This window comes from uncultured Streptococcus sp., assembly GCF_905372115.1.
GTDB lineage: Bacteria > Bacillota > Bacilli > Lactobacillales > Streptococcaceae > Streptococcus.
Genome location: NZ_CAJPNR010000007.1, coordinates 1 through 24,061, shown reverse-complemented (window position 1 = coordinate 24,061; position 24,061 = coordinate 1). Strand labels below are relative to the sequence as shown.

Here is a 24,061-nt window from a genome sequence, read left to right as displayed (position 1 = left end):
TTCTTCTTTCTAAATGATATAAATCATGGCAGAGCGATTCTGCGAGTGATAGTATTTTCTGCCAGCATAGGCCTGGGCCAGCTGACTGACTTCATCTTGATTGTAGCCCAGAACTCTCTGGCTGCCATCTGCTAGCTGCTGCCAATCTGTCAAAGCAGTCAGCGCCTGACTGTCCACGACTTGCGACTCAGATTTGAGAGGCACCATTTTTATTCTCCCAGCTTCTTCATAGACCAAGTATTGTGAAAAGACTTGAGCAATTTCAAAGAGCAAGTCGTCTGTTACCGGCTCTGGCTTTTCAGGGAAGACCAAGCCGACTTCCTCACTCTCATAGCAAAATCCATAGGACTTGCCAGATAGATTAAGTCGTACAAAAGGCTTGCTTTCTACAAAGCTAGGCTCCGCATTCCACAAGTCCAGCGCTTGAGTAATTTCTAGAAAATAGGCTGTTGCGGCTTCCGGACTTTTCTTTTGATAAAGCTCAGCAAAGTAAGCATTGATAACGCTGGGCGGCGGTGTGATGAAACTACGCTTCTGCTCCTCTGTCAGGCCAGCCAATACTTGCTCTAAGTAGACCCTGTCTAGACTAGTAAAACCGCCGTATTTGAGGGCCAAGTCAATATAATCAGTCATAAAATTCTTCCAGTTTCCATTTGTTTTTCTCGGCAATCCAACCTGAAATGGTTTCGACATCGTCTATGTATTCTCGGTTCCCCATAATTGCGACTTTCTCTAAATCATGAATTTTATAGGCTTTAGCCGGCGCTACCTTGATAGTAAAAGGCAAAAAGAGCTCTTTCATCCGCTCCAGCAGGACTTGCTGTAAAAGAGCTCTGCTATTTTCCGCCTTAGCCGAAATCAAAGAATAAGGAGTCAAGGTCGGAGTAAAATCCTCCGCCCTATCCGCTTTGTTATAGAGAGTCAGCCGGGGAATATCCAGCATGTCCAGCTCTTTCATGATGTCGAGGACAGTCTTTTCGTGCTCCTCATGATGAGGGTCGCTGGCGTCAATAACATGGACCAGCAAATCGACATTTTTACTCTCTTCCAGTGTGGATTTAAAGCTGGATACTAGCTCTGTAGGCAAATCCTGAATGAAGCCAACTGTGTCCGTCAGCGTGACATTGAGCTGGCCACTGAGGTTGATGTTCTTGGTCGTGGCATCTAGCGTCGCAAAGAGTTCGTCCGCCTCATACTGGCTCTTGCTGGTCAAGCAGTTCATAATAGTGGACTTTCCAGCATTGGTATAGCCAATGAGACCGATTTTGAAAATACTGGATTCTAGCCGTTTTTCACGAACGGTAGCCCGATTTTTCTCCACTGCCTTGAGCTGGCGCTCAATATCATGAATCTGATTGCGGACACTGCGTCGATTGAGCTCCAGCTGGCTTTCACCAGGCCCGCGGGAGCCAATTCCACCTGCCTGACGGCTGAGCATAATACCCTGCCCAACCAAGCGAGGCAGGAGGTACTTGAGCTGGGCCAAATGAACTTGCAGCTTGCCCTCATGACTCCTAGCTCTCATGGCAAAAATATCCAAAATCAGCTGCATACGGTCAATGACCTTAACGCTCAAGTTTTCCTCCAGATTGACATTTTGCCGAGGTGTCAGGCGATTATTGACAATGACAGTCGAAATCTCTTCGGCATCAACCATCTGTCGGATTTCTTCTAACTTGCCAGATCCGACAAAGGTCTTGCTGTCATACTTTTCCCGCTTCTGGCTATAGGAGCCGACTACCTCAGCTCCTGCAGTCTTAGCTAGACTTTGCAGCTCCTCCATAGATAGGTCAAAATTCTCCGTGTCTGCCAGTTCCACACCGACCAGAAAGACACGCTCTGTTTTTTTCTCTGTTTCTATCATCTCATATCCTTACTAAGATTTGGTCAGCCAGCTACTTGTCCAGAAAATTCTTGATGTCTTCCATGACCTGATTTTTATAGTCTGGATTTCCCACCTGATAAAAAGTCACGGACATCCGGTTGCGAAACCAAGTCAGCTGGCGCTTGGCGAAACGGCGGGTATTCTGTTTGAGCTTATCCACAGCCTCTTCTAGGCTCATCTGACCTTCAAAGTAGGGGAAAAGTTCCTTGTAGCCGATACCCTTGCTGGCTTGACTGGTTGGAGCCTGCTCAAACAGCCAGCGAGCTTCTTCTAAAAGTCCGGCTTCTATCATCAGATCAACCCGCTGATTGATTCGCTCATAAAGTCGATCCCGCTCATCATCTAGACAAATCAACAAAGCTTCATAATCTGGCTGGCTGTTTTCTAGTTGACCACCTAACTGAGCAATCTCCAGCGCCCTCATAGCCCTACGTCGATTCATCTGTGGAATTTCGATACCCAGCTCTGCTATTTTTCCAAACAAAGCCTCATCTGACCAACTGTCTAGCTGCGCCCGATAGACCAGAATCTCCTCGTGAGGGACGGAGCCGCCCAGATGATAGCCCTCGAGCAAGCTCTGGATATAGAGCCCTGTGCCACCGCAAATGATGGGAAGCTGACCTTGAGACTCAATCTCACGAATAGCCTGAGCTGCCTCAGTCACAAAATCATAGGCAGAGTAGCTCTCTCCAACCTCCCGCACATCCAGCAGATGATGGGGAATGCCCTCTTGCTCCTCCGGACGAATCTTAGCCGTGCCAATATCTAAGCCACGATAGACCTGCTGGCTGTCACCGCTGATGATTTGGCCATTGAAGCGCTTGGCTACCTCGATACTCAGAGCTGTTTTTCCAACTGCTGTAGGCCCCACTATCACAATTATCTTGGTTTTCATCTTTTTTCCTTGAAAAAATTTTGATTTTTCGTTACTATTAATTATAACATAAATAATAAAAGTTCAGAAAAGGAGAAATCACATGGCTAAAGGATTTGGAAAAGGCGTTCTTACAGGAGTTGCGGCTACTGTTGCTGCTGTGGCAGGCGCAGTATATGCAGTCAAGAAAAAAGTCATCGAACCTGAAGAACAAAAAGCGGCTTTCATCGAAGAAAACCGTAAAAAAGCAGCTCGCAAACGTGTAGCACACTAAGCCTGCACATTTCACTAAAAAGCCTGGAAAAATCCAGGCTTTTTTCTTTTGAAGGAGAAAACTTAGTCAAAATTGAGTTTCCATCTAGAACACACGATAATACAAAAAGACCGCTCGTTTGGGCGGTCTTGCTTCTTGCTACAATCGGCACAGCATCAAATAATCATCTTCCCTCTCTTCAACCGTGACAAAGCCCAGTCTTTGATAAAAGCGAAGAGCGGGATTGTTTTTGGAAACGGAGAGGGAGACACCTGGATAGCCTTTGGCCTTGAGCAAGTCCAGCATGGCCGTCATCAACTGCTGCCCTAGACCTTGACCCCTGAACTCAGGCAGGAATGAAATGGATAGAGAGGGCGTCCGGTCGTTATAATAGCCATAATCTTTCATGATACGAACCCAAACGGCTCCGACCAGCCGGCCGGCCACTTCTGCCGCTAAAGCCCAATCATCTGGTTGCTGACCAAAGTCCTTGATATACATTTCTAGTTCTGGCTCATTCAAGATACTTCTGGGCAGCGGTGCTAGACCTTGGGGAATAAAAATAGCTTGGTAAAGAAATTCCTCTAGGAGTGGGATTTCCTCTGATTTTAAGGGCCTAATCTTAGCCATGATTTCTCCTTCTAGATCAACTGCTTCTCACCTATGCCAGCCTCCGCTAAGATTTTGGAAACTCGGTCAAACTGTAATCGGAAATGCTCCAGCTTGTGGCCATCCGATCCCACTGAAAAACGCTGGCCGCCCAGCTCCTTGACTAGCGAAAGAGCGTAGATAAAAAGTTCCTCATGATCATATAGATACATGGACTTGCAGTTGAGCTCAAAAGCCAGACCATGGTCAATCATCTTTTGAAAAAGCTGTCGCAGCTCTGGTTCAAAAGTTTTTAACTCCTCTACGGTAAGCACAAATTTGCGAAAACCATAGTCAAAGTGAGCTAGTACATCTGCTGGCACAGCCTCAATAGCCTCCTCTAACTCTCTCAGATAGGAGGGAATCAGCTCCATCTTATCCAGCTGCAGGACCGGATCTTCCAGATAGTCAAAACTGCCATTGTGGTGGACAGACAATAGTTTCAAGTCGTAGTCCTTGTCCGCTAGGAAGGCTAGGATATCGTCTTTACGCGGAGCGTAATAGCCAATTTCAATCCCCTTTTTGATGCGGTTGCCATATTGCTGGTTCAGCTCTGCTATTTTTGCTGAATAGGCCTCATAGTCAGGCACATCATCGTGGGGCGAGGCAGCTTCGTAAGGGTAGGGGTTAGACAAATCATAGTGTTCAGTGGTGACAATCTCGCCCTCGTAATGGTCCAGATAGTCACAGAAATCTGCCTCAGAATCATAGGAAAAATAGGTATGAAGATGGTTGTCGCGCATGCTGGGCCGCCTTTCTGCAAATCTTGTGTCCCTTTAGTATTGGTCAATTTCAGGTCGGTCGTGAATCCGGCTCTGCTTGCCTTGACGGGCCTGAAGGACGGCCTCTACCTCTTCCAGACTGACGCCAGTCTCGACGAGAGCAACCGCCAGATGGTAGAGCAGATCAGCTGTCTCATTGGCCATCTCATTCTTATCAGCATTTTTAGCCGCAATGACCACTTCAGTCGCTTCTTCACCGACTTTTTTGAGAATCTTGTCCAGCCCCTTGTCATAGAGATAGCTGGTATAGGAGCCTTCCTTGGGCTCTTTTTTGCGTTTGAGGGCTTCTTGATAGAGGGTTTCTAACATAGTATCTCCTTGTTACTGTCCTTATTTTACTATAAAAAGCAATTCTTTCCAATGGCAGGCCGGAAGCTCGATACTAACTTCTTAGTTTTATTTTTGCATTAACCAAGTACTAAAGCAAGGGAGCTTTTAGTCAGTTTGGCCATCTTCTTCATCCCAGATTGTATGAAAAAAGCAGGATTTAGCACCGGTATGGCAGGCTGCTCCCAGCTGGTCTACCTCGATCAGCAGGGTATCTAGGTCGCAATCAGCTGTGATTTTTTTGACAGTCTGGTAGTGGCCGCTAGTGGCCCCCTTATGCCAAAGTTCCTGACGTGACCGGCTCCAGTACCACATCTGACCGCTGGTGCGAGTCAGATGGTAGGCTTCTTCATTGAGATAGGCCAGCATAAGGACTTCTTTGCTGGTGTGGTCTAGGATAATGGCAGGTATAAGACCGCCTTGCTTTTGAAAATCTAACTTTACTTCTGTCATCAGATGCGCACCTCCAATCCAGCTGCTTGCATGGCTTTTTTGGTCTCTGAGATGGAGACCTGCCCATAATGGAAAATCGAGGCTGCCAAAGCACCCGTCACTGCAGTCTTTTCAAAAACTTCTAGGATATGCTGGCTACTGCCAGCACCACCAGAGGCGATGATAGGAACGGAAACCACTTGAGAGACGTCTTCCAGCATTGGCAAGTCAAAACCAGACTTGGTCCCATCCTTGTCCATACTGGTCAAAAGAATTTCCCCCGCTCCAAGACTGACAGCTTCTTGAACCCAGTCTAACAGGTCGCGACTGCTGTCCTTGCGGCCGCCAGCCAGATAGACATGCCAGCTACCATCCGCTTCTTTCTTAGCATCCACGGCCAGCACCACGCATTGACTGCCGAATTTTTCAGCACAGTCAGCTAAAAGCTGAGGATTTGCCAGTGCTGATGAATTAACCGCAACCTTATCCGCCCCAGCCTGGAGCATCCGCTTCATGTCCTCAACCGTACGAATTCCTCCACCAACGGTAAAGGGAATGAAAACCTGCTCCGCCACGCGCCGGACCATCTCGACCGTCGTGTCCCGCTCCTCGTGGGTGGCTGTAATGTCCAGAAAGACCAACTCATCACAGCCGGCTTCATAGTAGGCCTTGGCAGCATCAACTGGATCGCCCACATCAGTCAGATTGACAAAGTTGATGCCCTTGACCACCCGACCGTCCTTGACATCCAGACAAGGAATGATTCGTTTTTTCAGCATGGCTAGCTCCTTTCTGCTTCCTTGATCTGCTCTAGGCTAACTCGTCCACTGTAATAGGCCTTGCCCACAATGGCACCAGCCAAGCCCAGCTTTTTCAGCTTTTCCAAATCCTCTGCTGACTGAATGCCGCCAGAGGCAATGACTTGAGCATCCTTGAGCGCTTCCAGCAATTTTTGGTAATGCTGGATATTGGGGCCAGTAAGAGTCCCGTCTCGATCCACATCCGTATAGACAAAGAGACGGACGCCGATTTTTTCCATGGCCAATGCTAGGCTGATATAGTCCTGATTGCTGGTTTCCAGCCAACCCTCAGTTGCAACCAGCCCTGCTTTCGCATCAATGCCAATCACGATTTTGCTGCTTCCAAAGCGCTCCAGTGCGGCCTCAACAAATTCAGGATTCTTCACAGCCATAGAGCCTATGATGACACGGTCAATGCCAACCGCCAGGTAATCTTCAATCTGCTCCAGACTGCGGATACCACCCCCGACTTGGATAGCTAGACCAGTCTCCGACTTAATTCGGGCAATCAAATCCCGATTGGCCGCCCGACCTTCTAAGGCTCCGTCCAAGTCAACCACATGAATCATGGTAACCCCGGCTTCTTTGAAAACTCGAGCTTGCTTCAAGACATCGGGATTGACTACCGTCTTCTGGCTAAAATCCCCTTTAAAAAGGCGGACGGCCTGGCCGTCTTTGATATCAATAGCGGGCAGTATTTTCATAGACATACTCCTTAAACTTCTCTAGGATACCGAGACCTACAGCGCCAGACTTTTCTGGGTGAAACTGACAGCCAAAGACCGAACCTCTATGAATCATAGCTGGGATAGGCAGCCCATAATCAGACGTCACATCCAAGTACTCCTCCGGAACATCCGTATAGTAGCTATGGACGAAATAGACTGACTGGCCCTCAAGATCAGCTGTCAAAGCAGACGACTGCTGGACCTGTAAGTCATTCCAGCCCATGTGAGGCACAGGCAGACCAGCCTGATCCGGAATCCGGCGGCAAACACCTGGAATCAAGCCCAGTCCAGAGCTTTGACCATTCTCCAATCCAGACTCCAGCAGGAGCTGCATGCCTAAGCAAATGCCCAAGAGAGGCTTGCCATCAGCCACCGCCTGCTGGATAACGGAGACCAGCCCTCGCCTTTCCAACTCCTGCATAGCCGCAGGAAAAGCACCGACACCTGGTAAAATCAAACCATCGGCAGCTAAAATTTCCTGCGGAACAGCTGACAGACGCGCTGCTACTCCGACCTGAGCCAGAGCACGGAGGACATTGGCAGTATTTCCCGCGTCATAATCAATAACAATCATCATTACTACATCAACTCCTTTCACTCAGAAGGACAAGCTAGAGCAAGCCCTTGGTGGAGTTGACTCCATGAATCTCTGGATTGATCGTAATAGCCTCCCGCAGAGCTCGTCCAGTCGCTTTAAAGAGACTTTCCGCCTTGTGGTGGCTGTTCTTGCCATGAAGGATTTTCAGGTGCAGATTCATCTGCAGATTAAAAGCTAAGGCTTGGAAAAATTCCTCCACCAACTCGGTGTCAAAATTCCCAAGCTTGGGATTGTCAAAATCTGCCTCAAAGACCAGATAGGAGCGGCCGGATAGGTCCAGGCTGGCCATGCCTAGCGTTTCGTCCATAGGCACAAAGCTAGTGCCATAGCGGTTGATACCTGCCTTGTCTCCCAAAGCCTGACGCAGAGCCTGCCCCAGCACGATTCCTACATCCTCGACCGTATGATGACTGTCCACCCAAAGATCGCCTTCAGCCTTGACCGCCAGAGAAATCCGACTGTGGCGGGCAAAAAGGGTCAGCATATGGTCAAAGAATCCGACACCGGTCTCGATGGCTACCGGCTCCTGTTGGTCCAGATTGACAGCCAGCTCAATATCAGTCTCCTGTGTTTTACGCTTGATTTCAGCTTGTCTCATGGCAACTCCTTCTATTTTTCCTGTCTGCGGGCTTCGATGGCCTTGGCATGTCCCTGCAGGCCTTCTGCATAGGCCAGACTGGTAATATCCTTGTCAGCTGCTCCTACAGCAGCACGACTGTACTGGGTGTACTGGATGCGCTTGATGAAGTCATAGACACCCAGAGCTGATGAAAAACGGCTGGTGCTGGTTGTCGGCAAAACGTGATTGGCTCCCGCATAGTAGTCACCAATTGGCTCACTGGTATAATGCCCCAGAAAGACAGAGCCGGCATTTTCAACCTGATCTAGATATCTGTAAGCATCATCCATGGCAATTTCCAAATGCTCCGGTGCCACCTGATTCATGAGCTCAAACATGGCTTCCTTAGAAGGCGCAAGGATGATGCGGCCGTTGTTCTCAATCGAAGCACGCGCGATTTCCTCCCGCGGCAGCTCTTTGAGCTGTCTATCCAGCTCTGCTTCGACTTGGTCCGCCAACTCCTCCGAGTCGGTTACTAGAATAGCTCGAGCCAGCTTGTCGTGCTCAGCTTGCGACAGGAGGTCAGCTGCCACATAGACAGGACTAGCTGAACGATCCGCAATGACTCCAATCTCCGAAGGCCCAGCAATCATGTCAATTCCCACGACACCATAAACCATCTTCTTGGCCGTAGCCACAAAGATATTACCCGGTCCAGTTATCTTATCCACCTTGGGAATGGTCTCAGTTCCATAAGCCAGAGCTGCTACACCTTGGGCTCCGCCAATTTGGAAAATCCGATCCACACCAGCCAGCTTGGCTGCAACCAAAATCGCTGGAGTAAAGTGCTCTTGGGGCGGAGTAATCATGATGATTTCTTTGACACCAGCAATCTTTGCTGGGATAACATTCATGAGGACGGAGGAGGGATAGGCTGCGGTGCCGCCAGGTACATAGATGCCGACCCGCTCAATCGGCCGAATCAACTGACCACGGATAATACCCTCACTCGGACTATCCTCAAAACCAGTCTCCAACTGCTGGCGGTGGTAGGATTCGATATTAACTTGGGCATTTTTCAGGGCGGTCAAGACCTCTAGATCAATCTCCTCAAAGGCCTGGTCAATCAACTCCTGCCCAATCTCAAAATCTGTCACCTCAACCTTATCAAAGAGCATAGTATAGTCTCTTAAAGCTTGGTCACCGTCCTGTTTGACCGTTTCAATAATCTCAGCCACCGCTTCTTCCACATCTAAGTTTTGTTGACTAAGCTGCAGCTGCTCTTCGTATAAAATCCGTGAAATTTCTTCGTTACTTCCGCTTAAACGTTTGATAATTGTCATTTAAAAGCCACCTCTCTTCTTCCTACTAGGGATTCAATCTTTGCCACAAAAGGCATGATATCCGGGTTATTTTTCAGGGAAGCCTGATTGGCAATGAGCCGGGCTGACACCCGACATATGTCCTCAAAAACCAACAGGCCGTTAGCTGATAGGGTATGCCCTGTCTCCACAATATCGACAATGGCATCCGCCAGACCCAGCACTGGTGAAATCTCCACACTTCCTTGAATGGAGATGATTTCCACATCTTCCCCTTTTTGATTAAAATAATCAGTCGCCACTGTTGGGTACTTGGTCGCAATTCGCTTGCGCTTGTGATCATGAGGGTCATAGCTGGGCACCGAGGCCAGTGAGAATTTACAAAGCCCAAAGTTCAGATCCAGCAGTTCCAGATAGCCGGTCGGATGCTCAAAGAGAATATCCTTGCCGACAATACCCAAATCAGCGACTCCATGCCGCACATAAGTCGTCACGTCAGGCCCCTTAACTAAGAGAAAGCGAAAGCGACTGTCTGGACTTTCAAAAATCAAGCTGCGCCCCTTGTCTGCCATGAAGGACATATCAAAGCCAGCCTGGGTCAAGAGCTTGACCGTATCTTCCTCAATCCGCCCCTTGGTCAGGGCAATGGTAATCTGACTCATCTGCCATCACCTTCCTTTCCGCCCTCGTCCGGCAGGTCATCATGAATGGCCTGATAGACACTGTCAATGTCTAGGGACCAGCCGATAGCTGTCAGCTCTGCTGCCCCGAAGCGCTTGAAAAGCTGGTCATAGCGACCACCAGATAGAAAAGCATCTGGCACTCGGTCACCAAAGACCTTGAAGGTCAATCCAGTATAGTAAGGCATGGCTGCTACCTGCCCCAAGTCCATAATTGTCTGCTCCAGCAAGCCTGATAGGCTCTGCAGGACTTGCTCCACATCATCTAGAGCCGTCAATATCCGCTCATTGTCAACTATCTCTCTAGCCCTAGCTAAAACCTGTTGGCTAGGACCAAACAAATAGGGCAGCTCCTGCAAAAAATCATCAAATTCACTAGGTCTGGTCTGGGTGAATTCAAAGAGTCCCGTCCTGTTTTTCTTGCGAATATAATCTAGCAGCTGGGCCTCCCCCTGCGAATCCAAGGCCAGACTCTCTAGAATTCTCTGCAGGATTGCTGCATGGGAAAACTCGAACTGATAAGACTTAACCTGCGCCAAATCCAGCGACTGCTTGGCTGTCTTGATAGCCTCAAGCACCGCCTCGCGAGCTGGATAGCCGATAATCTCAATACCAGCTTGACTGAGCTCGTTGGCAAGACCACGCAGCTCTTCTTGATAGTGAAAGACCTTGCCCGAATAGGAAAACTTGGTCGGCGTATGCACCCTGGTCGAAGCAATAACCCGACCAATCTGGCTGGTCACATCAGGCCGCAGCACCAATAGCTCGCCTTTTTTATCGAAAAGATGATAATGATGGGGCTCCACATGGTCACTGAAGACCTCGAAGTGCTCCAAAGTCGGCGTGTCAATCCGATTGAAACCCTGAGCCATCAGAAAATCACTGATGTCCCGCTCAATCTCGTAGGTCACACGCGCCCTCTTGAAAAGCTTGTCATGCATGCCAATCGGAAGGGTGATTTTATTCATAGGCTGCTTTCCTTTCTTGCTCTATTCTTACACCGGCTGGCTTTGAGTCAAACTCTCAGCTGCTGCAAATTTCTTTGATAGCTGCTAGAACTGTCTCCATCTCCTCTCGCCGTCCGATAGAGATGCGTAAAAAGTCTTTGATTCGTTCCGCTTTTGGAAAATACCGCACATAAATCTGACGCTCCTCTAGTTGCTGAAAAAGCTCTGCTGCAGAGATTCTAGTAGGCTTAGCTAGGACAAAGTTGGTCTGACTAGGCAGGACTTGAAAATCCAGCGCAGCCAATTCTCCAGCAAACCAATCTCGGGTCTCTTGAATGGCTCTACCGGTCTCCAGATAATACTCCCAGTCTTCCACTGCCGCAAGAGCTAATCTCTCTGCTAACATATCCACTGAGTAAGGATTGATGGAATCCTTAACGGCTTTCATGACAGCTATTAAGTCTGGATGCCCGATGCCGTAGCCCACCCGCAGACCAGCCAAGGCCGCATCCTTGGAAAAGGTCCGTGTGATAAAGAGGTTGGGATAGATGTCTAGCAGAGGCAGGGCAGATTGACCGCCAAAGTGAATATAGGCCTCATCCACCACCACTACCACATCCTGATTGGACGCCAGAATTTCCTCCAACTGATCTAGCGGCAGATAAATCCCCGTCGGAGCATTGGGATTGGCTAGGATAATGCCGCCATTGTCTCCAAAATAATCTGACGGATGGACCTCAAAACCATCTGTCAGTGGGATTTCTCGAAAAGGCACATGGTAGAGGTCGGCCCAGACCTTGTAAAAACCATAGGTCAAGTCCGGAAATAAGACCGACTCGCCGCTGTTAAAAAAAGCCAGGAAAGCCATGGACAAGATGTCGTCACTGCCGTTACCAATAATGAGCTGGTCGGGCGAAATACCCAAGTTTGCCGCCAAAGCTTGACAGAGCTCCGCCTGGTCCAAACTGGAATACTTGCGCAACTCCTGGGCGTCAAAGTTCTGCAGGGCCTCTGCCACCTTAGGACTTGGCCCATAAGCATTTTCATTGGTATTGAGCTTAATCATGTCTGGCTCATTGGGCTGCTGCCCTGCCACATAGGGATTGATCTGCCTGAGACCTTTTAGCTTAACCATCTTGCCACCTCTCTTTCACACACTAGCCATTATCTGACTCTGATTATCTTTTAGAACTTCTAATAAATGAAAGACGAAATTTACCGCTTTAGTAAAGGAAAATAGGGGGAATCCTATGATTTAAAAATAATAAAAAGCCCTCGCAAAAAAACTTTGCAAGGACGTTGACACGCGGTTCCACCTTTATTCGGACCTCAGTCGCCTGAGGACCCTCTGGGAGTACGAGACTCCAGATTGATAACGGCAATCAGCCGTCGGACACTAGTCTCAGACTGCTGACTGATTTCGCATCCGCACTCAAGAATGTGTCATCTAAGGATTGCATGCCGTCTCACCATTAGGCACTCTCTGTTTCTTGTCTTAGACTTTTTCTCTCATCGCTTTCAATTTATTGTTGAATATTCTACATGAATTTTTATTAAAAAGCAAGAGGAAAATTGAAAAAAATTAAATATTTTTTTCTTTCTAAATGAATTAACGCTCTTTCAGCATGGCACTGGACAAATCTAACAGATTAATCGCTGTTTCAAAATGCTCTCCCATCAGGTCATAGACAGCATCTTCGCTTAAGACGCCGCAAGCTGTATTTTCTGGGAAATCCGGTCCATTCGAGAATTCTAAATCATCAAAAAATTCCTGACCAGTATAGTAGTCCCTCAACTGGATATAATCTGACTGGCAGCGCTCCAACTCAGCTAAAGCTTCCTGGGCTCTTGCCAATACCTGAGAATATTTATTCAGGTGCTTTTCCATTTTTTGAATGCGTTCTAACTGTTCCACAGGCTTCCTTCCTTTCTGGACACGACAAAATAATCAATTCACCTGAACCACCTGCAGCTGCTCACCGCCTAGCAAAATCAAATATTTTTCAATTTGAGAAATACCATAAGAACGGCTGAGAGCTTGAGCATATAAGTCTAGCTGGCCATGGTAGCGAGCAATCAACTCAGATGAATCCTTATATTTATCCGTCTTGTAGTCGAAGAGGATAATCCGGTCCTCAAAGAGCAGGTAACCATCCAAAATCCCCCGCAAAACAAAGTTCTGACCGCTAGCGTCATCCCTCTTGAGCATGGCAAATGGTGCTTCTCGACGAACTCTGTCACTGTTCTCAATCAAGAGGCGTCCCAAATCAGTCTCAAAGAAAGATGCAATCTTAGACAGCTGAATCTGCTTTTTGACTGCGTCATCAGCCTGAACCAGAGCCAAGGCAGAACGAAGTACAGCCATGCTGGGTTTGCTATCCAAAGGGATCCGCTGCATGAGCTCATGAACGGCACTGCCGACTTGCGCCCCAGTCACCTTGGCTTTCTTGCCAAAATCAGGCAACTCAAAGCTGGGCTGAGGCCGAAAAACTGCTCGCTCATCCATGATATCCAGGCCATCCGTATCCATGATTGGCTCATAAAACTTCTTAATCTGGCTTGGAGTTCGTACACTAGGTAATTCAATAGCAGAGCGATACTGGCTATTCAGTCGATCCACGCTTTCTAAAATATCCAGAGCCCGACGGATGTCATCCGACTGACGATTATCCGCCAAATCATCCGCTGGAAAGAGCACAGGCTCATTAATTCGCCCTATCTCTTCAGCAGTTAGCTCCTTATCAGTAACAAAACGGGTCTCGTAGGCAAGATTCTCATCAGAAAAAACAGCCTGAATGGCATAGAGCCAGTCTTGGAAATTACTGAGCTGGCTGCGCAGACTGGCAGACAAACGCCCTTGCTGGCTCTTGCCCCACTTACGCTTATCCAAGGTCTCTTGACTGCCCTTGCCGACCAGATAGAGCTTGGTTTCAGCCCGCGTCATGGCCACATAAAGCAAACGCATTTGCTCAGACAAACTGGCCAACTGCAGCTCCGCTAGATTCTGCTGATAAGGCAGCGTATCCATGGAAATGCGCAACTGATTTGGCGCATAAGGATCTTCCACAGACACCGATACATCCGCCACATACTTGATGCCGACTCCCTTGGTTCGGCTGAGGATAATAGCAGAGCTGCTATCCTGACGGTTGAAGGCCTTGTCCATATTGAGCAGGAAGACATACTTGAACTCCAGCCCCTTACTCTTATGAATGGTCATGAGACGAACGGCGTCCTTAGGCGCCGCCACTGGCACACTGGCTAGATCGTGCTGATTTTCCAAGATACGGTCTATCATTCCGATAAAGCGAGACAAGCCTTTAAAGCTGGACTTTTCATACTCATTGGCCCGCAAAGAGAGAGCATAGAGATTGGCCTGTCTCTGGGCACCATTGGCTAGAGTTCCCACCATGTCATAGTAGAAACGGTCCTGATAAATCTTCCAAATCAAATCATACAGGGAATGCGTCTTGGAATAGGTCCGCCAGCTTTGCAGGGTTTCATGGAAATGCTGCAATTTTTTCTGCAGTTCCTGGGTGACTAAAGCAGGGTGCAAACCTCTACCTTCAAGGGCATTGAGCAATTTTTCATAGAGATTTTCCTGAGAACGCTCTTGACTGGCCTGCAGGGACAGCCGAGCCAGCTCGTCCTCACCAAAGTCAAACATAGGAGACTTAAGAAGGGCGGTCAAGGCATAGTCATTCAGCGGATTATTGATAGTCCGAAGGGTATCCAGCATGACTAAGACCTCAACCGACTGCAGATAGTTTGCTGAACCATCATCTGGTACCAGCGGAATCTGGTGCTGCTCAAAGGCAGCTAAAATCAAATCATTTCGGGTTCTGGATGCCGTCAGCAGCGTGATATCTTTAAAAGCCACTCCTTCTTCATTGTGCAGGCGAATGATTTCATTGATGACTAGGTCCACTTCCCCAGCTGATACTGCCTGTGGCAAGCCCTCATCAGCCTCCTCTTCCGGACTCTCCTTAGAGCCTTCATAGATTAAGAAAGAAGCGCGGTTAGCTGGATTAGGCTCACGTTTGGCTGGATTTCCCGCCACCAAATAGTGGGTTTCATTGTAGTCAATTTCCCCAACTTCTTCATCCATCAGGCGTTTGAAAACATCATTGGTCGCTTCCAGTACCTCAAGATGACTACGGAAATTTTCCTTAAGGACGATTAGCTTGCCCTGACTGCTATCCTCTTGATAGGCCTTAAACTTATCACTGAAAATCTGCGGGTCAGCTTGACGGAAACGGTAGATAGACTGCTTGATATCACCCACCATAAAGCGATTTTGCCCTCTGGCAAGCAAGTCCAGCATGCGCTCCTGCGTGTGGTTGGTATCCTGATACTCATCCACCATGACCTCGTGGTAGCGTTCCTGATAAAAGCGACGCACCTCTGGGAATGTCTCTAAAATCTCAATAGCAAAATGGCTGATGTCACCAAATTCAAAGGCATTTTCCGCTTTCTTTCGCTCCAAGTAAGCCTGTGCAAAGTCCGCCACAAAGCCCCGCAGAAGCTCAACCAGAGGCAGGCATTCATCCTGATGCTGCTCGATAAAGTCCAGTTGATAAAGCTGCTGGTCAAAGCTACGCAGCCGTTCAATCATAGGCTTTCTGGCTTCATTGTAGTCCTTGGCCATTTCTTTTTTGAGCTCGTCTGCATTCTTGCCAACCCGAGCTGTAAAGGCTTGACCATTGGACAGTTGGGAAAGTGCCACGATCTGCTTGAGAATCTGAGCCGTGTCCTCTATCGATGACAATTCATTCAGGCCTGCTAAGACGGTCAGAGCATCTTGGACATTTTCCTGATACTTGGCGCCCGCAAACTCTCTCCCTTCATGCTCCAAATGGGCGGAAAAGAAAGCTTCCAGCTCCCAAAGGGCTGATTTGATTTGACCGAATATCCTCTCTCTCTCTGCTGCAAAGTCGCTGTGCTCATAGCCATAGAGGAAGGTTTCTTCCAGCCAGCGCTGAGGGCTGCTGGTTGACTGCAGAAAACTGTAAATCCGATAAACTTGCTCCCGGAAACCTGATAAATCCTTGCGCTTACCAGTAAAGTTCTTAACCAAACGGCTAAACAAAGCCTGACGCTCGCTGTCATAGTAACGGTCAAACACTTGGCTGAAAACTTCATTTTGCAGAACCAGCTGCTCACTGGCAGACTGGAGAATTCGAAAATTCGGTGCCAAACCAAGCAGGTAACCATAGCGACTAAGCACTTTCTGGGTAAAGGCGTCCATGGTGCCAATGTCAGCATTGGGCAGGTCAGCTAATTGCTGGGCCAAATGTTGCTTGAGTTCAGGACTATCGGCCTCTTTTAAGGCCTGGCCCAGTTCCTTCTCCAGCCTCTCTTTTAGCTCGCCTGCCGCTTTGACGGTAAAGGTTGAGATAAAGAGCTGGCTGACAGCAACACCTCTAAGAATCTGGTCGATTATCCGCTGGACCATGACAAAAGTCTTACCTGAGCCGGCCGAAGCGGAGACCAGAATATTCTGGCCAGAGGAGTAGATAGCCTCAATCTGCTCTGCCGTCTTTTTCTGTGGCTTGTCCGAAGCCGCTTCTTGGGCTTGCTTAAGAGCAATCTCTTCTACAGTTAAAAAAGGAATTCTCTTCATTTTTCCATCTCCTCCCTCATCTTTTCTAGCCAGGCCTGGCGCAACTTCTCACCAGTCGGCCGCCTATCAAACTTGCTTGTATCCAGCTTTTCTAGCTGGCGTGCCTGTCCTAGGTGGAGATTGGCTTCAAAGCCAGTAATGGACTTAAACTGCTCTACATAAGGAGCAATGCTTCGTCCATTCTCTGTATAAGGATTGACTGCAAAGTGACCTGATAGAATGCCTTCTGCAGCTTTTTTATAGAGATAAGCATTGTAGGCCAGCAGCAAGTCCAAGTCTTCCTGACTCAGCAAGTTGGTCTTATTTTTTTCATAGAGCGGACCAAGCTCCTTGACAGCATCAGCCACAAAAAGTCCTTTGTACTGGAGTGGCTTCATAGACTGATTGACTGCATCCGCCAAGGTCTTGGTATCTTTAAGCGCCACAATCGGGTCTGTCATCTGCAAATACATGGCGCCAAATGTTCCCTTATCCTCTTGATAGTCTGCTAAGTCCTCAATCGCTGCCAGATAGGTCGGCAGCTGAGAATTAAGCCCATTAAAAAACTTTTCAAAGCTGAACTTAATATCGCCAGACTTATAGTCCACCACTCCCAGACTCTCGGTCTTGGTCAGACGGTCAATCCGGTCCACCTTACCGCTCACGGTCACTGCTCTGCCATTTTCCAAGGTCAGGAAAGGCTTAGAAGCTGAGCCAAAGCCAGTCTCCTCGCCAATGGTCTCAATCCCGCTTGGATGAGCCAGCACACGGCCGGTCGCTCGCGCCGTATCTAGCAAGAGTTGGCGCGCAAAACGGGTCTGTCCTGACTCACTGTAGATGCTCTCAAACTCGGCCTCTCGGCTGGTCTCTTCCATAGCTTGTGCTAAACGCCGGTCAAAATCAGCTGACGAATCATCCTGCAGGACCTTTTCAAAGATCCGATGGAGGAAAATCCCATGACTGCGAGCATCGGGATGAATGGTCCACTCTTCCTGCAGGCGCAGAACATACTTGAGAAAATAAGCATACTGATGCCGGAAATATTCGTTTAGAGCTGACGCTGAAAGTCGGAGGGGCTGATCTTTTGGATAAAGAGCTTGCAGAGTTTCAGGTTGCAAAGACTCCGTTTTCAGTTCCTTGCTGATTTGCGGAATGCTGATGCCTTCTGCTGCCAATTTCTTGCGGAGAACCCGCACAGCCACCGCCCAAAAAGTCTGCTCCTCTGCTGTCCACTCTCGGTCAATCTCCTCCTGATGGAGCTCGATAATTTGAGACAAGAGAGCTCGGTAGCTGCCAATATCATCACTGGAAGCCTGAGGCTTTTTGACAATGATAGGCAAGGAAAGCGGAGCTGCAGTCAATTCCAGTAGATAGGTCGACATGCTGTCCTCTACTTCATTGACCAAGGCTGGCGCAGACAAGACCAGCTCTTTAGTAGAAGAATTAATCAACGAAAGCGCTGTATAGCGATTCTTCTTGAGATTCTCAGAGCTGGCAATCTGGAGTTCCGCCTGAGAATCCGTCGCTTCATTAAGCCGAGCCCGATCTTCATCACTAAGCAAACTCTTGTTTTGCGCGATTTTCGGAAAACGCTCTTGAGTCAGTCCGATTGCATAGACGTAAGGAGCGGCTAAAGGTTCTATCAAGTCATAAGACTGGACCTTAACCACATCTACTGTCGCTGGCACCGTCCGATAGTTGGACAAAAGCATGCCTGACAGGATCAAGGCTAGAAAATCATCCAGTTTGACCTTGCTATCTGAAAAGACCTGAGCAAACTGCTCTAAGACATGACTAAAAGCCTTCCAGACTTCCTCATGGCGCTCCTGCTCCTGCTGACTTTCTCCCTGCAGCAGAGCCATCAAATCGTCCGACAAATGGGCTGCTTGGACGAACTCTGTAAACTTGGCTAAGAGCCCCTGCACCGTCTGGCTGCGAGATTTGAAAAAGTCTAGCAGTGGAGTCATAACCCGACGACGAATATGATTGAGACGATTTAGGTCAAATTTCCCTTGGCTATTGGCCGTGAAATCCTTGGCTAGCTTGCCGGCTCCCTTGATATCCGCAAAGCGAAGATATTGCTCAAAATAATCCAGTTCCTCCTGATTCAAAGCTCCATAGAGACCTGTCTTTAAGAGATTGAGCAGGTCTTCCAGTTGGAAATTATAGCGCTTGAGCCGCTCCAAGGACTCGACAAACTGGACCAGCGGATGCTGTGCCATCGACTCGCTCCGCCCCAGATAGTAGGGAATCTGATACTGGTCAAAAATAGTCTTGAGCTGAAGCTGGTAGGCTTCCACATCTCCCAAAAGCAGACGAATATCCTTGTAGCGCACACCATCATGAACCCGCTGCCGGATGGACTTAGCCACATACTCCAGCTCTTCTTTCTGGTTCATAGTAGCCCAAATCTGAAGCTGCGAGCGGTCTGTCTCACTAAGACTAACCGTTGATTCTGAAAAGTCATAGCGACTCTCCAAAATCTTAGAAATCCGTCCAAAGGCATCTTCCGCTTCCGCATGAGGGATATAGTTAGGCTTGACCTGATAGTCCTCGGCCAGCTTTCTCAAAAAATCCACGCTGGCCTGATAGAGATTGCCCTCACGAAAGGCTGCTCGATAGGCTTTTTGGCTGGCATAGGTCCCGATGACAATCTCCACACCTTTTCGATTCAGGAGACCGACCAGATATTCCTCTTCGGCAGAAAAACGAGTAAAGCCATCAATGACCAGGGCCAAATTCTTCAACTCCTCATCCGTATCACCAGCCAAAATATGCTGGGCAAAAGCAGTAATCTGAGAAGACGAATCAAAATCGCCCTTATTCAGAGCAGCAGTCACTGCAGTAAAAATCTTGACCAGATCCTCCCGCTTCTCAGGCTCCTCAAGAAATTCCAAATCCGCAAAGGACATCTGGGCGGTCTGCAATTCATGGTAAAGATCCATCAGCTGCTGGATAAACTGGGGATCCTTCTTAATCCGGCCATAGACCTTAAGCTCTCCATCATCCAGCTCTGTCAAGGTTCGATAAATCAGCATTCCCAGACCAATATCGTCCAAACTATGCCCTTGCCGAACATCATTGAGGACAAAATACCGAGCCATCTGGGCAAAGCGCGTTACCGTAATGGCAAAGGAAGCCTTGTTCTTCAGGCACTCCAAAACCGCCCGCTCCTTCTCAAAAGAAAGCGAATTAGGCGCAATATAAAAGACTCGCTTACCGGCCGCCACCAAGCTCTCAGCCTCAGCCACCAACACCTTGGTTAAAGAATGGCGAATATCTGTATAAAGTAATTTCATAGCCTGCCTTTTCCTCTAGAAAATATAGGAACATTATACCATTTTTACCGATAATTCTCATGGAGAATAGTCCCAAAACCCAATTACAATTCAGCATCCAAAGATAGCATTAGTAACTAGCCTCATCATGTCTATAAAAAACGAAGAAGCCACTGCTTCCAGTGACTTCCTAAGGCTCTTACTTCTTTTAAAGCAAGGGCTCATTTAATCTTATGCTTATTCATCTTTTCTTCAAAAATGCTTGTCATTATCACGCACAATTCTTCTCTTTCCTTGTCAGGAAGTTCGCCTTGCTGCTTAGCGACAGCATAAAGTTCAGGATATTGCTTGGCGACTCGCTCAACGGTCTTGGTCGTTGCATGCCCTCTCACGAAGAAAGGAATTCTCTTAATCCACTCTTGGGGCACAAGTGCCAGAATCTTTTTGGCAGCTTCCTTATCGGAAATTTCTGCAGTGCTAAGGCCTTGATTGATCTGCTCCTGTTCCTTTTCTGTAAAATCTTTTAATTCCATACACTAAATCTCCCAGTTCTATTTTCTTAATGCTAACTGAAGCAGACTACTTACCCTCTACCCACTTATCATTGTCCATGATAAAGGGCTTGGCCAAACCTTCCCCTGTGTAGTCTTTATATTTGGTCTGCAAGTATTTGTAGACATCTTCCTTGGTCGCAAATTTGATTGCCTGATAAGGCTCTTCAAAGGTCAGCTTTTCGATAAATAAATATCCGTCTTTATCTGGAACTAAGACACCGACATGGCCTACAAAGAGAGAATCACCGTCAAGATTGTCGTGGACAATGACTGAAAGCATCCTTGCTTTTTCACTAAACTTGAACTGCTTGAAGTATTCCTCCATCTTCTTAGCGTGGACTTTTACATCTTGAGTCGCTTCAGTCTTGACTCTTGAAAACAGGATATTAAAATCTTCCTTATCCTTAGCATCAAAGAGCTTGCCCTTGTCAATCGAGTCATTATCTATGAACAAGAGTTCGTCATCTTTTTCTATTTGAGGAATTTCGATGCTATTTTTCAGCAAAGTGTAAGTATTAATCCGACAATTTGTCCCGATAAAATCGCCCTTCTTTGCCTGCCACAGAGGATTGATTTTTTCGACGTCATATTCGGTTTTGGTAAATTTAGTGAAATCGCCCGTTAATCCAGTAGAGCCGACAAGTCCATTGTAGTCATTGACTAGATTGACAAAGTTATCGACACTGTCTTTATCCAATTCAGCAGCCAACAAACTCTTGACTTCTTCGACACTCTTTTTACTGTTTAGATTTGAATAAGTCGATGTAGTTTGACTTGTTTCTTTATTTTTCTGCGAACTAGCACATGCTGCCAGCCCAAAAGCCAAAGCTAGGCAGGCGCAGGACATGATTATTTTGCTGTATTTTTTCATATTTTTTTCTTCTCCACTACTCGTATTCAATTAATTACTTTAATTTACAATTTTTCTGATGAGCCTTCAACTTTTTCATGGCCCAGTCATAATGACTGGAGGTAGCACTTACAAAATAGGAACCTAGTACAGTCCCTCCGACCCATTTATAGACATTTTTTGAAAATAATTCTTCGTTTGTAAATGTGTCTGCCATTTGCAAAACATCTTGATGGGACTGATGAAAGATCTCAGTTGCCTCTTCAAGAGAAGTATTCTGATGTTTCTTCCAAAATTCCAGATTCAGCTCTCCATAAGTCTTCCAATTATAGGGCGCAGGAAGAAAAGGCTGCTCTTGTCCCTTTTGATTGGCATGCACCCAATTCAACAAGAGCTGATGCCATTCATAGAGGTGAATCAAAACATCTCTTAGATTTTTATCTCGCCTCCAATGGGCCTCTTTCTTCTTTTCATCCCGAGAAAAATCAAAAGGCGTATTTAAGTCTTGATCAGACAATTTGGAAATGAGAGTTTGTAACTTCTCATAGTTTTCCTTAGCAGCCAGCATCAAATCTTCTTTAGTTTTCGGTCTAGGCATAAGATTGCACTCCTTTGCATAGTTTCTCAGCTTATAAACAATCACCTTACAATAATAATCATCAAGAAGGGATGCCCTAAAGTAGGATAATTTCCATCCCGCGAAAACGAAATTTGATAATATTATAACAGAAAGAAGGAAAGAAAGATAATTACTGCTACGGTTAGAGGCTAGAATAAACTACAAATCCCTTTGGTAAGATGACAAGTTTCTCGTCATCAGTTTGGCAATGACTCACCAAATCAGCTGAATCTCTGTCTAAAAGATAATTCTCTTTGGACTGATTAAAAACAGCCCGGATTGCTTGATGATCATGTTCCCATTCTAAAGCCAGCACATTAGGCTTGATTTCTTCTAAGGTAAATTTCCCATACTGAATAATGCCCGCAACATCTTTGCGAAGCTGAATCAAGTTCTTCATAAAATTGAGCATATCATTGCTACTAGAAACCCGATCCCAAGGCATGACCCGTCTACAATCCGGGTCCATAGCTCCGCCCAATTCTAGCTCGGTCCCATAATAGATACAAGGAGTTCCCCTTTGTAAAAAGAGAAAGGCGAGTGCGGATTTGACAAGCTGGATATCTCCTTGAGCTGTCGTCAAGATGCGCTCTGTATCGTGCGAATCCAAGAGATTAAACATGACCTCAGAAATCTGCTGCCTGTAGTACATGGACTGGCAGTTAATCTCAGCTATGAATTGACTGGTCTTCTTGCTCCTGCTCAAAAAGTAGCCCTTGATACTATCGGATAGAGGATAGTTCATGGCAGCGTGAAACTCATCTCCATTTAACCAAGGCTGAGAGGTATGCCAAACTTCTCCAAGAATATAAAGGTCAGGCTTTTTGGCCAAAACAGCCTTACGAAAATCTCGCCAGAATTGATGATCAACCTCATTGGCCACATCCAGCCGCCAAGCATCAATATCAAAATGTTCAACCCAATAGGTCGCAACGCTTAAGAGATAGTCTTTCACCTCAGGATTTGCCGTGTTTAACTTAGGCATATAGCTGGCAAAGGCAAAGGTATGATAAGGCAGTTCTTTGGGATTCATAAGCTTGTCATTCGTCACTGGGAACTTTTGAATGTGGAACCAGTCTTTGTAAGCTGACTTTTCACCATGCTTGAGAACATCCTGCCATTGAGCAGATTGATCGCCCATATGATTGAAAACCGCATCCAGCATGACCTTCATGCCACGCAGATGAGCTTGGTCCACCAGTTGACGGAAAGTCTCCTTGTCCCCAAAGTGTCGATCAATTTCAAAGTAATCTGTCGTATTGTACTTGTGATTGCTTGGTGATTCAAAGATGGGACAGAGATAAAGCCCTGTAATCCCTAAGTCTTGCAAATAATCCAGATGGTCAATAATCCCATGTAAATCCCCACCAAAGAAATCCGTAGTCTTAGGACTGATAGCAGCATTCCAAGATAACGCTCCCTCTGGCGAAAGTTCAGCATTTCCATTGGCAAATCGTTCTGGGAAAATCTGATACCAGACCGTTTTTGAAACCCAGTCTGGAATCTGGCAGCCATCGATTTCGTGAATATAAGGGAATTTAAATCTGTTTCCCTCCGAAGCAAGATTTTCTGGACTATTGACAACGAAACCTTTATCTCCATACAAGATGCTTTGGCCTTCTTTATCTCTCAGCTCAAAGAAATATTGGAGCCGAGCAAAATCAACCGATACTGCTACTTGCCAATAATCAAATAGAGCATCTGAGATGATCTTGACCATCTCTTTCGTATCTTCATAAGAATCCTCAAGAAAAATAAAGGGATCCCCATAGTGCAAAAGGATTTTCTCTATATCCTCTTTCTTAGTCCTAATTCTGATATGCACTTGACCTTCTTTATAAAGATAGGCATACTCCGACTCCGGTCTGTGATAAATAGCTGTTAATTCCATACTTTTCAACTCCTAGATTTCTCTTTCAATTTTAAAGCAAACGTTTTCATAACGTGACTCTAGTATACTATTTTAAAAAAATGATTGCAAGCTATTGTTTAAGTTTGGGAATAAAAGGTATAGCAGAGAATATTAAAAAGCCTTGAGGACAAGGCTTAATATTAGTTTCTATCTTGAGATTTCATTTAATTCTATGTATAGTCGTATGCTCTACTTTTATTCCACCTCATATTTCTACAGAAAGTTTCTTTAAATTGATCTTTAGTGTAGTGTAGTATAAAAATCAGCTAGTATCAAGTTATTAATGTGTCCAAAAGTATAATATTGACGGTATAATCAATAGTTTAATTAAGCAAAAGGATTTCCATATTTTTTTGAATAATCGTAAAAACCATGCCTATGGAGATAGATTGTTTTTTCTATTTCATTTTT

23 protein-coding genes are annotated in these 24,061 nt (G+C 46.7%); 1 reads left to right on the top strand and 22 read right to left on the bottom strand.

Translation table 11 applies throughout. The annotated features are described in order from the left end of the window. Nucleotides 1–9 precede the first annotated feature (9 nt). Genes QZ169_RS03595 through miaA form a run of 3 tightly spaced genes read right to left on the bottom strand, consistent with a single transcriptional unit; the run spans nucleotide 10 to nucleotide 2,780 of the window. Nucleotides 10–633 carry a cystathionine beta-lyase gene (locus tag QZ169_RS03595; RefSeq protein ID WP_295504957.1) on the bottom strand — a complete coding sequence of 208 codons (624 nt, stop codon included), beginning with the start codon at nucleotides 631–633 and terminating at the stop codon, nucleotides 10–12. Continuing rightward, entirely contained in the window at nucleotides 626–1,864 is a 1,239-nt protein-coding gene (hflX, locus tag QZ169_RS03590; RefSeq protein WP_295504955.1) for a GTPase HflX, read from the bottom strand. Before hflX ends, QZ169_RS03595 begins: the two co-directional genes overlap by 8 nt. Nucleotides 1,865–1,895: 31 nt before the next feature. After that, nucleotides 1,896–2,780, bottom strand: coding sequence for a tRNA (adenosine(37)-N6)-dimethylallyltransferase MiaA (miaA, locus tag QZ169_RS03585; protein ID WP_295504954.1), 885 nt, complete (start codon nucleotides 2,778–2,780; stop codon nucleotides 1,896–1,898). 82 nt (nucleotides 2,781–2,862) lie between these two features. On the opposite strand from miaA, the gene QZ169_RS03580 reads away from it, so the two are divergent. Further along, complete coding sequence (locus QZ169_RS03580; protein WP_002895160.1) at nucleotides 2,863–3,033, top strand: DUF3042 family protein; 171 nt, start codon at nucleotides 2,863–2,865, stop codon at nucleotides 3,031–3,033. Nucleotides 3,034–3,171: 138 nt separating this feature from the next. Here QZ169_RS03580 and QZ169_RS03575 read toward each other — a convergent pair whose 3' ends face one another. The 19 genes from QZ169_RS03575 to QZ169_RS03485 form a co-directional block, all read right to left on the bottom strand. Next, nucleotides 3,172–3,642 (bottom strand): GNAT family N-acetyltransferase, encoded by a 471-nt coding sequence (locus QZ169_RS03575; protein WP_295504953.1) that lies wholly within the window; start codon nucleotides 3,640–3,642, stop codon nucleotides 3,172–3,174. A gap of 11 nt (nucleotides 3,643–3,653) precedes the next feature. Then, entirely contained in the window at nucleotides 3,654–4,403 is a 750-nt protein-coding gene (locus tag QZ169_RS03570) for a PHP domain-containing protein (protein WP_295504952.1), read from the bottom strand. Nucleotides 4,404–4,436: 33 nt separating this feature from the next. Beyond that, nucleotides 4,437–4,751, bottom strand: a complete 315-nt coding sequence (hisE, locus tag QZ169_RS03565) for a phosphoribosyl-ATP diphosphatase (protein ID WP_002924252.1) — start codon at nucleotides 4,749–4,751, stop codon at nucleotides 4,437–4,439. Nucleotides 4,752–4,877: 126 nt separating this feature from the next. Beyond that, nucleotides 4,878–5,222 carry a phosphoribosyl-AMP cyclohydrolase gene (gene hisI, locus QZ169_RS03560; RefSeq protein WP_295504951.1) on the bottom strand — a complete coding sequence of 115 codons (345 nt, stop codon included), beginning with the start codon at nucleotides 5,220–5,222 and terminating at the stop codon, nucleotides 4,878–4,880. After that, the gene (gene hisF, locus QZ169_RS03555) at nucleotides 5,222–5,980 is read right to left on the bottom strand and encodes an imidazole glycerol phosphate synthase subunit HisF (protein ID WP_295504950.1); all 759 of its coding nucleotides are present in this window, start codon (nucleotides 5,978–5,980) and stop codon (nucleotides 5,222–5,224) included. Before hisF ends, hisI begins: the two co-directional genes overlap by 1 nt. A 2-nt stretch (nucleotides 5,981–5,982) precedes the next feature. Beyond that, on the bottom strand, nucleotides 5,983–6,705 hold the full coding sequence (gene hisA / locus QZ169_RS03550; protein WP_295504996.1) for a 1-(5-phosphoribosyl)-5-[(5-phosphoribosylamino)methylideneamino]imidazole-4-carboxamide isomerase: 723 nt from the start codon (nucleotides 6,703–6,705) through the stop codon (nucleotides 5,983–5,985). Further along, nucleotides 6,683–7,306 (bottom strand): imidazole glycerol phosphate synthase subunit HisH, encoded by a 624-nt coding sequence (hisH, locus tag QZ169_RS03545; protein WP_295504949.1) that lies wholly within the window; start codon nucleotides 7,304–7,306, stop codon nucleotides 6,683–6,685. The genes hisA and hisH overlap by 23 nt, the downstream gene beginning before the upstream one ends. Before the next feature lie 34 nt (nucleotides 7,307–7,340). After that, nucleotides 7,341–7,925, bottom strand: a complete 585-nt coding sequence (hisB, locus tag QZ169_RS03540) for an imidazoleglycerol-phosphate dehydratase HisB (RefSeq protein WP_295504948.1) — start codon at nucleotides 7,923–7,925, stop codon at nucleotides 7,341–7,343. A gap of 11 nt (nucleotides 7,926–7,936) precedes the next feature. Further along, nucleotides 7,937–9,229 (bottom strand): histidinol dehydrogenase, encoded by a 1,293-nt coding sequence (gene hisD / locus QZ169_RS03535; protein WP_295504947.1) that lies wholly within the window; start codon nucleotides 9,227–9,229, stop codon nucleotides 7,937–7,939. Beyond that, nucleotides 9,226–9,870 (bottom strand): ATP phosphoribosyltransferase, encoded by a 645-nt coding sequence (gene hisG, locus QZ169_RS03530; protein ID WP_008809347.1) that lies wholly within the window; start codon nucleotides 9,868–9,870, stop codon nucleotides 9,226–9,228. The genes hisD and hisG overlap by 4 nt, the downstream gene beginning before the upstream one ends. Continuing rightward, on the bottom strand, nucleotides 9,867–10,856 hold the full coding sequence (locus tag QZ169_RS03525) for an ATP phosphoribosyltransferase regulatory subunit (protein WP_295504946.1): 990 nt from the start codon (nucleotides 10,854–10,856) through the stop codon (nucleotides 9,867–9,869). The genes hisG and QZ169_RS03525 overlap by 4 nt, the downstream gene beginning before the upstream one ends. 55 nt (nucleotides 10,857–10,911) lie before the next feature. After that, nucleotides 10,912–11,970, bottom strand: a complete 1,059-nt coding sequence (gene hisC / locus QZ169_RS03520; RefSeq protein ID WP_295504945.1) for a histidinol-phosphate transaminase — start codon at nucleotides 11,968–11,970, stop codon at nucleotides 10,912–10,914. A 474-nt stretch (nucleotides 11,971–12,444) separates the two neighbouring features. Then, the gene (locus QZ169_RS03515; RefSeq protein WP_295504944.1) at nucleotides 12,445–12,750 is read right to left on the bottom strand and encodes a DUF4298 domain-containing protein; all 306 of its coding nucleotides are present in this window, start codon (nucleotides 12,748–12,750) and stop codon (nucleotides 12,445–12,447) included. Nucleotides 12,751–12,783: 33 nt separating this feature from the next. Next, nucleotides 12,784–16,458, bottom strand: coding sequence for a helicase-exonuclease AddAB subunit AddA (gene addA / locus QZ169_RS03510; RefSeq protein WP_295504943.1), 3,675 nt, complete (start codon nucleotides 16,456–16,458; stop codon nucleotides 12,784–12,786). Beyond that, nucleotides 16,455–19,736 carry an ATP-dependent nuclease subunit B gene (gene rexB, locus QZ169_RS03505; RefSeq protein ID WP_295504942.1) on the bottom strand — a complete coding sequence of 1,094 codons (3,282 nt, stop codon included), beginning with the start codon at nucleotides 19,734–19,736 and terminating at the stop codon, nucleotides 16,455–16,457. Before rexB ends, addA begins: the two co-directional genes overlap by 4 nt. 200 nt (nucleotides 19,737–19,936) lie before the next feature. Then, nucleotides 19,937–20,248, bottom strand: coding sequence for a hypothetical protein (locus tag QZ169_RS03500; protein WP_295504941.1), 312 nt, complete (start codon nucleotides 20,246–20,248; stop codon nucleotides 19,937–19,939). A 46-nt stretch (nucleotides 20,249–20,294) separates the two neighbouring features. After that, entirely contained in the window at nucleotides 20,295–21,140 is an 846-nt protein-coding gene (locus QZ169_RS03495) for a DUF4300 family protein (RefSeq protein WP_295504940.1), read from the bottom strand. A 34-nt stretch (nucleotides 21,141–21,174) separates the two neighbouring features. Next, the gene (locus tag QZ169_RS03490; protein WP_295504939.1) at nucleotides 21,175–21,717 is read right to left on the bottom strand and encodes a ClbS/DfsB family four-helix bundle protein; all 543 of its coding nucleotides are present in this window, start codon (nucleotides 21,715–21,717) and stop codon (nucleotides 21,175–21,177) included. A gap of 163 nt (nucleotides 21,718–21,880) precedes the next feature. Beyond that, on the bottom strand, nucleotides 21,881–23,629 hold the full coding sequence (locus QZ169_RS03485; protein ID WP_295504938.1) for a glycoside hydrolase family 13 protein: 1,749 nt from the start codon (nucleotides 23,627–23,629) through the stop codon (nucleotides 21,881–21,883). Nucleotides 23,630–24,061: the final 432 nt, after the last annotated feature.

Bases quoted from the DNA above. Each gene is read 5' to 3' on its own strand.
- QZ169_RS03595 (WP_295504957.1), bottom strand. From the start codon at position 633: ATGACTGATTATATTGACTTGGCCCTCAAATACGGCGGTTTTACTAGT.
- hflX (WP_295504955.1), bottom strand. From the start codon at position 1,864: ATGATAGAAACAGAGAAAAAAACAGAGCGTGTCTTTCTGGTCGGTGTG.
- miaA (WP_295504954.1), bottom strand. From the start codon at position 2,780: ATGAAAACCAAGATAATTGTGATAGTGGGGCCTACAGCAGTTGGAAAA.
- QZ169_RS03580 (WP_002895160.1), top strand. From the start codon at position 2,863: ATGGCTAAAGGATTTGGAAAAGGCGTTCTTACAGGAGTTGCGGCTACT.
- QZ169_RS03575 (WP_295504953.1), bottom strand. From the start codon at position 3,642: ATGGCTAAGATTAGGCCCTTAAAATCAGAGGAAATCCCACTCCTAGAG.
- QZ169_RS03570 (WP_295504952.1), bottom strand. From the start codon at position 4,403: ATGCGCGACAACCATCTTCATACCTATTTTTCCTATGATTCTGAGGCA.
- hisE (WP_002924252.1), bottom strand. From the start codon at position 4,751: ATGTTAGAAACCCTCTATCAAGAAGCCCTCAAACGCAAAAAAGAGCCC.
- hisI (WP_295504951.1), bottom strand. From the start codon at position 5,222: ATGACAGAAGTAAAGTTAGATTTTCAAAAGCAAGGCGGTCTTATACCT.
- hisF (WP_295504950.1), bottom strand. From the start codon at position 5,980: ATGCTGAAAAAACGAATCATTCCTTGTCTGGATGTCAAGGACGGTCGG.
- hisA (WP_295504996.1), bottom strand. From the start codon at position 6,705: ATGAAAATACTGCCCGCTATTGATATCAAAGACGGCCAGGCCGTCCGC.
- hisH (WP_295504949.1), bottom strand. From the start codon at position 7,306: ATGATGATTGTTATTGATTATGACGCGGGAAATACTGCCAATGTCCTC.
- hisB (WP_295504948.1), bottom strand. From the start codon at position 7,925: ATGAGACAAGCTGAAATCAAGCGTAAAACACAGGAGACTGATATTGAG.
- hisD (WP_295504947.1), bottom strand. From the start codon at position 9,229: ATGACAATTATCAAACGTTTAAGCGGAAGTAACGAAGAAATTTCACGG.
- hisG (WP_008809347.1), bottom strand. From the start codon at position 9,870: ATGAGTCAGATTACCATTGCCCTGACCAAGGGGCGGATTGAGGAAGAT.
- QZ169_RS03525 (WP_295504946.1), bottom strand. From the start codon at position 10,856: ATGAATAAAATCACCCTTCCGATTGGCATGCATGACAAGCTTTTCAAG.
- hisC (WP_295504945.1), bottom strand. From the start codon at position 11,970: ATGGTTAAGCTAAAAGGTCTCAGGCAGATCAATCCCTATGTGGCAGGG.
- addA (WP_295504943.1), bottom strand. From the start codon at position 16,458: ATGAAGAGAATTCCTTTTTTAACTGTAGAAGAGATTGCTCTTAAGCAA.
- rexB (WP_295504942.1), bottom strand. From the start codon at position 19,736: ATGAAATTACTTTATACAGATATTCGCCATTCTTTAACCAAGGTGTTG.
- QZ169_RS03500 (WP_295504941.1), bottom strand. From the start codon at position 20,248: ATGGAATTAAAAGATTTTACAGAAAAGGAACAGGAGCAGATCAATCAA.
- QZ169_RS03495 (WP_295504940.1), bottom strand. From the start codon at position 21,140: ATGAAAAAATACAGCAAAATAATCATGTCCTGCGCCTGCCTAGCTTTG.
- QZ169_RS03490 (WP_295504939.1), bottom strand. From the start codon at position 21,717: ATGCCTAGACCGAAAACTAAAGAAGATTTGATGCTGGCTGCTAAGGAA.
- QZ169_RS03485 (WP_295504938.1), bottom strand. From the start codon at position 23,629: ATGGAATTAACAGCTATTTATCACAGACCGGAGTCGGAGTATGCCTAT.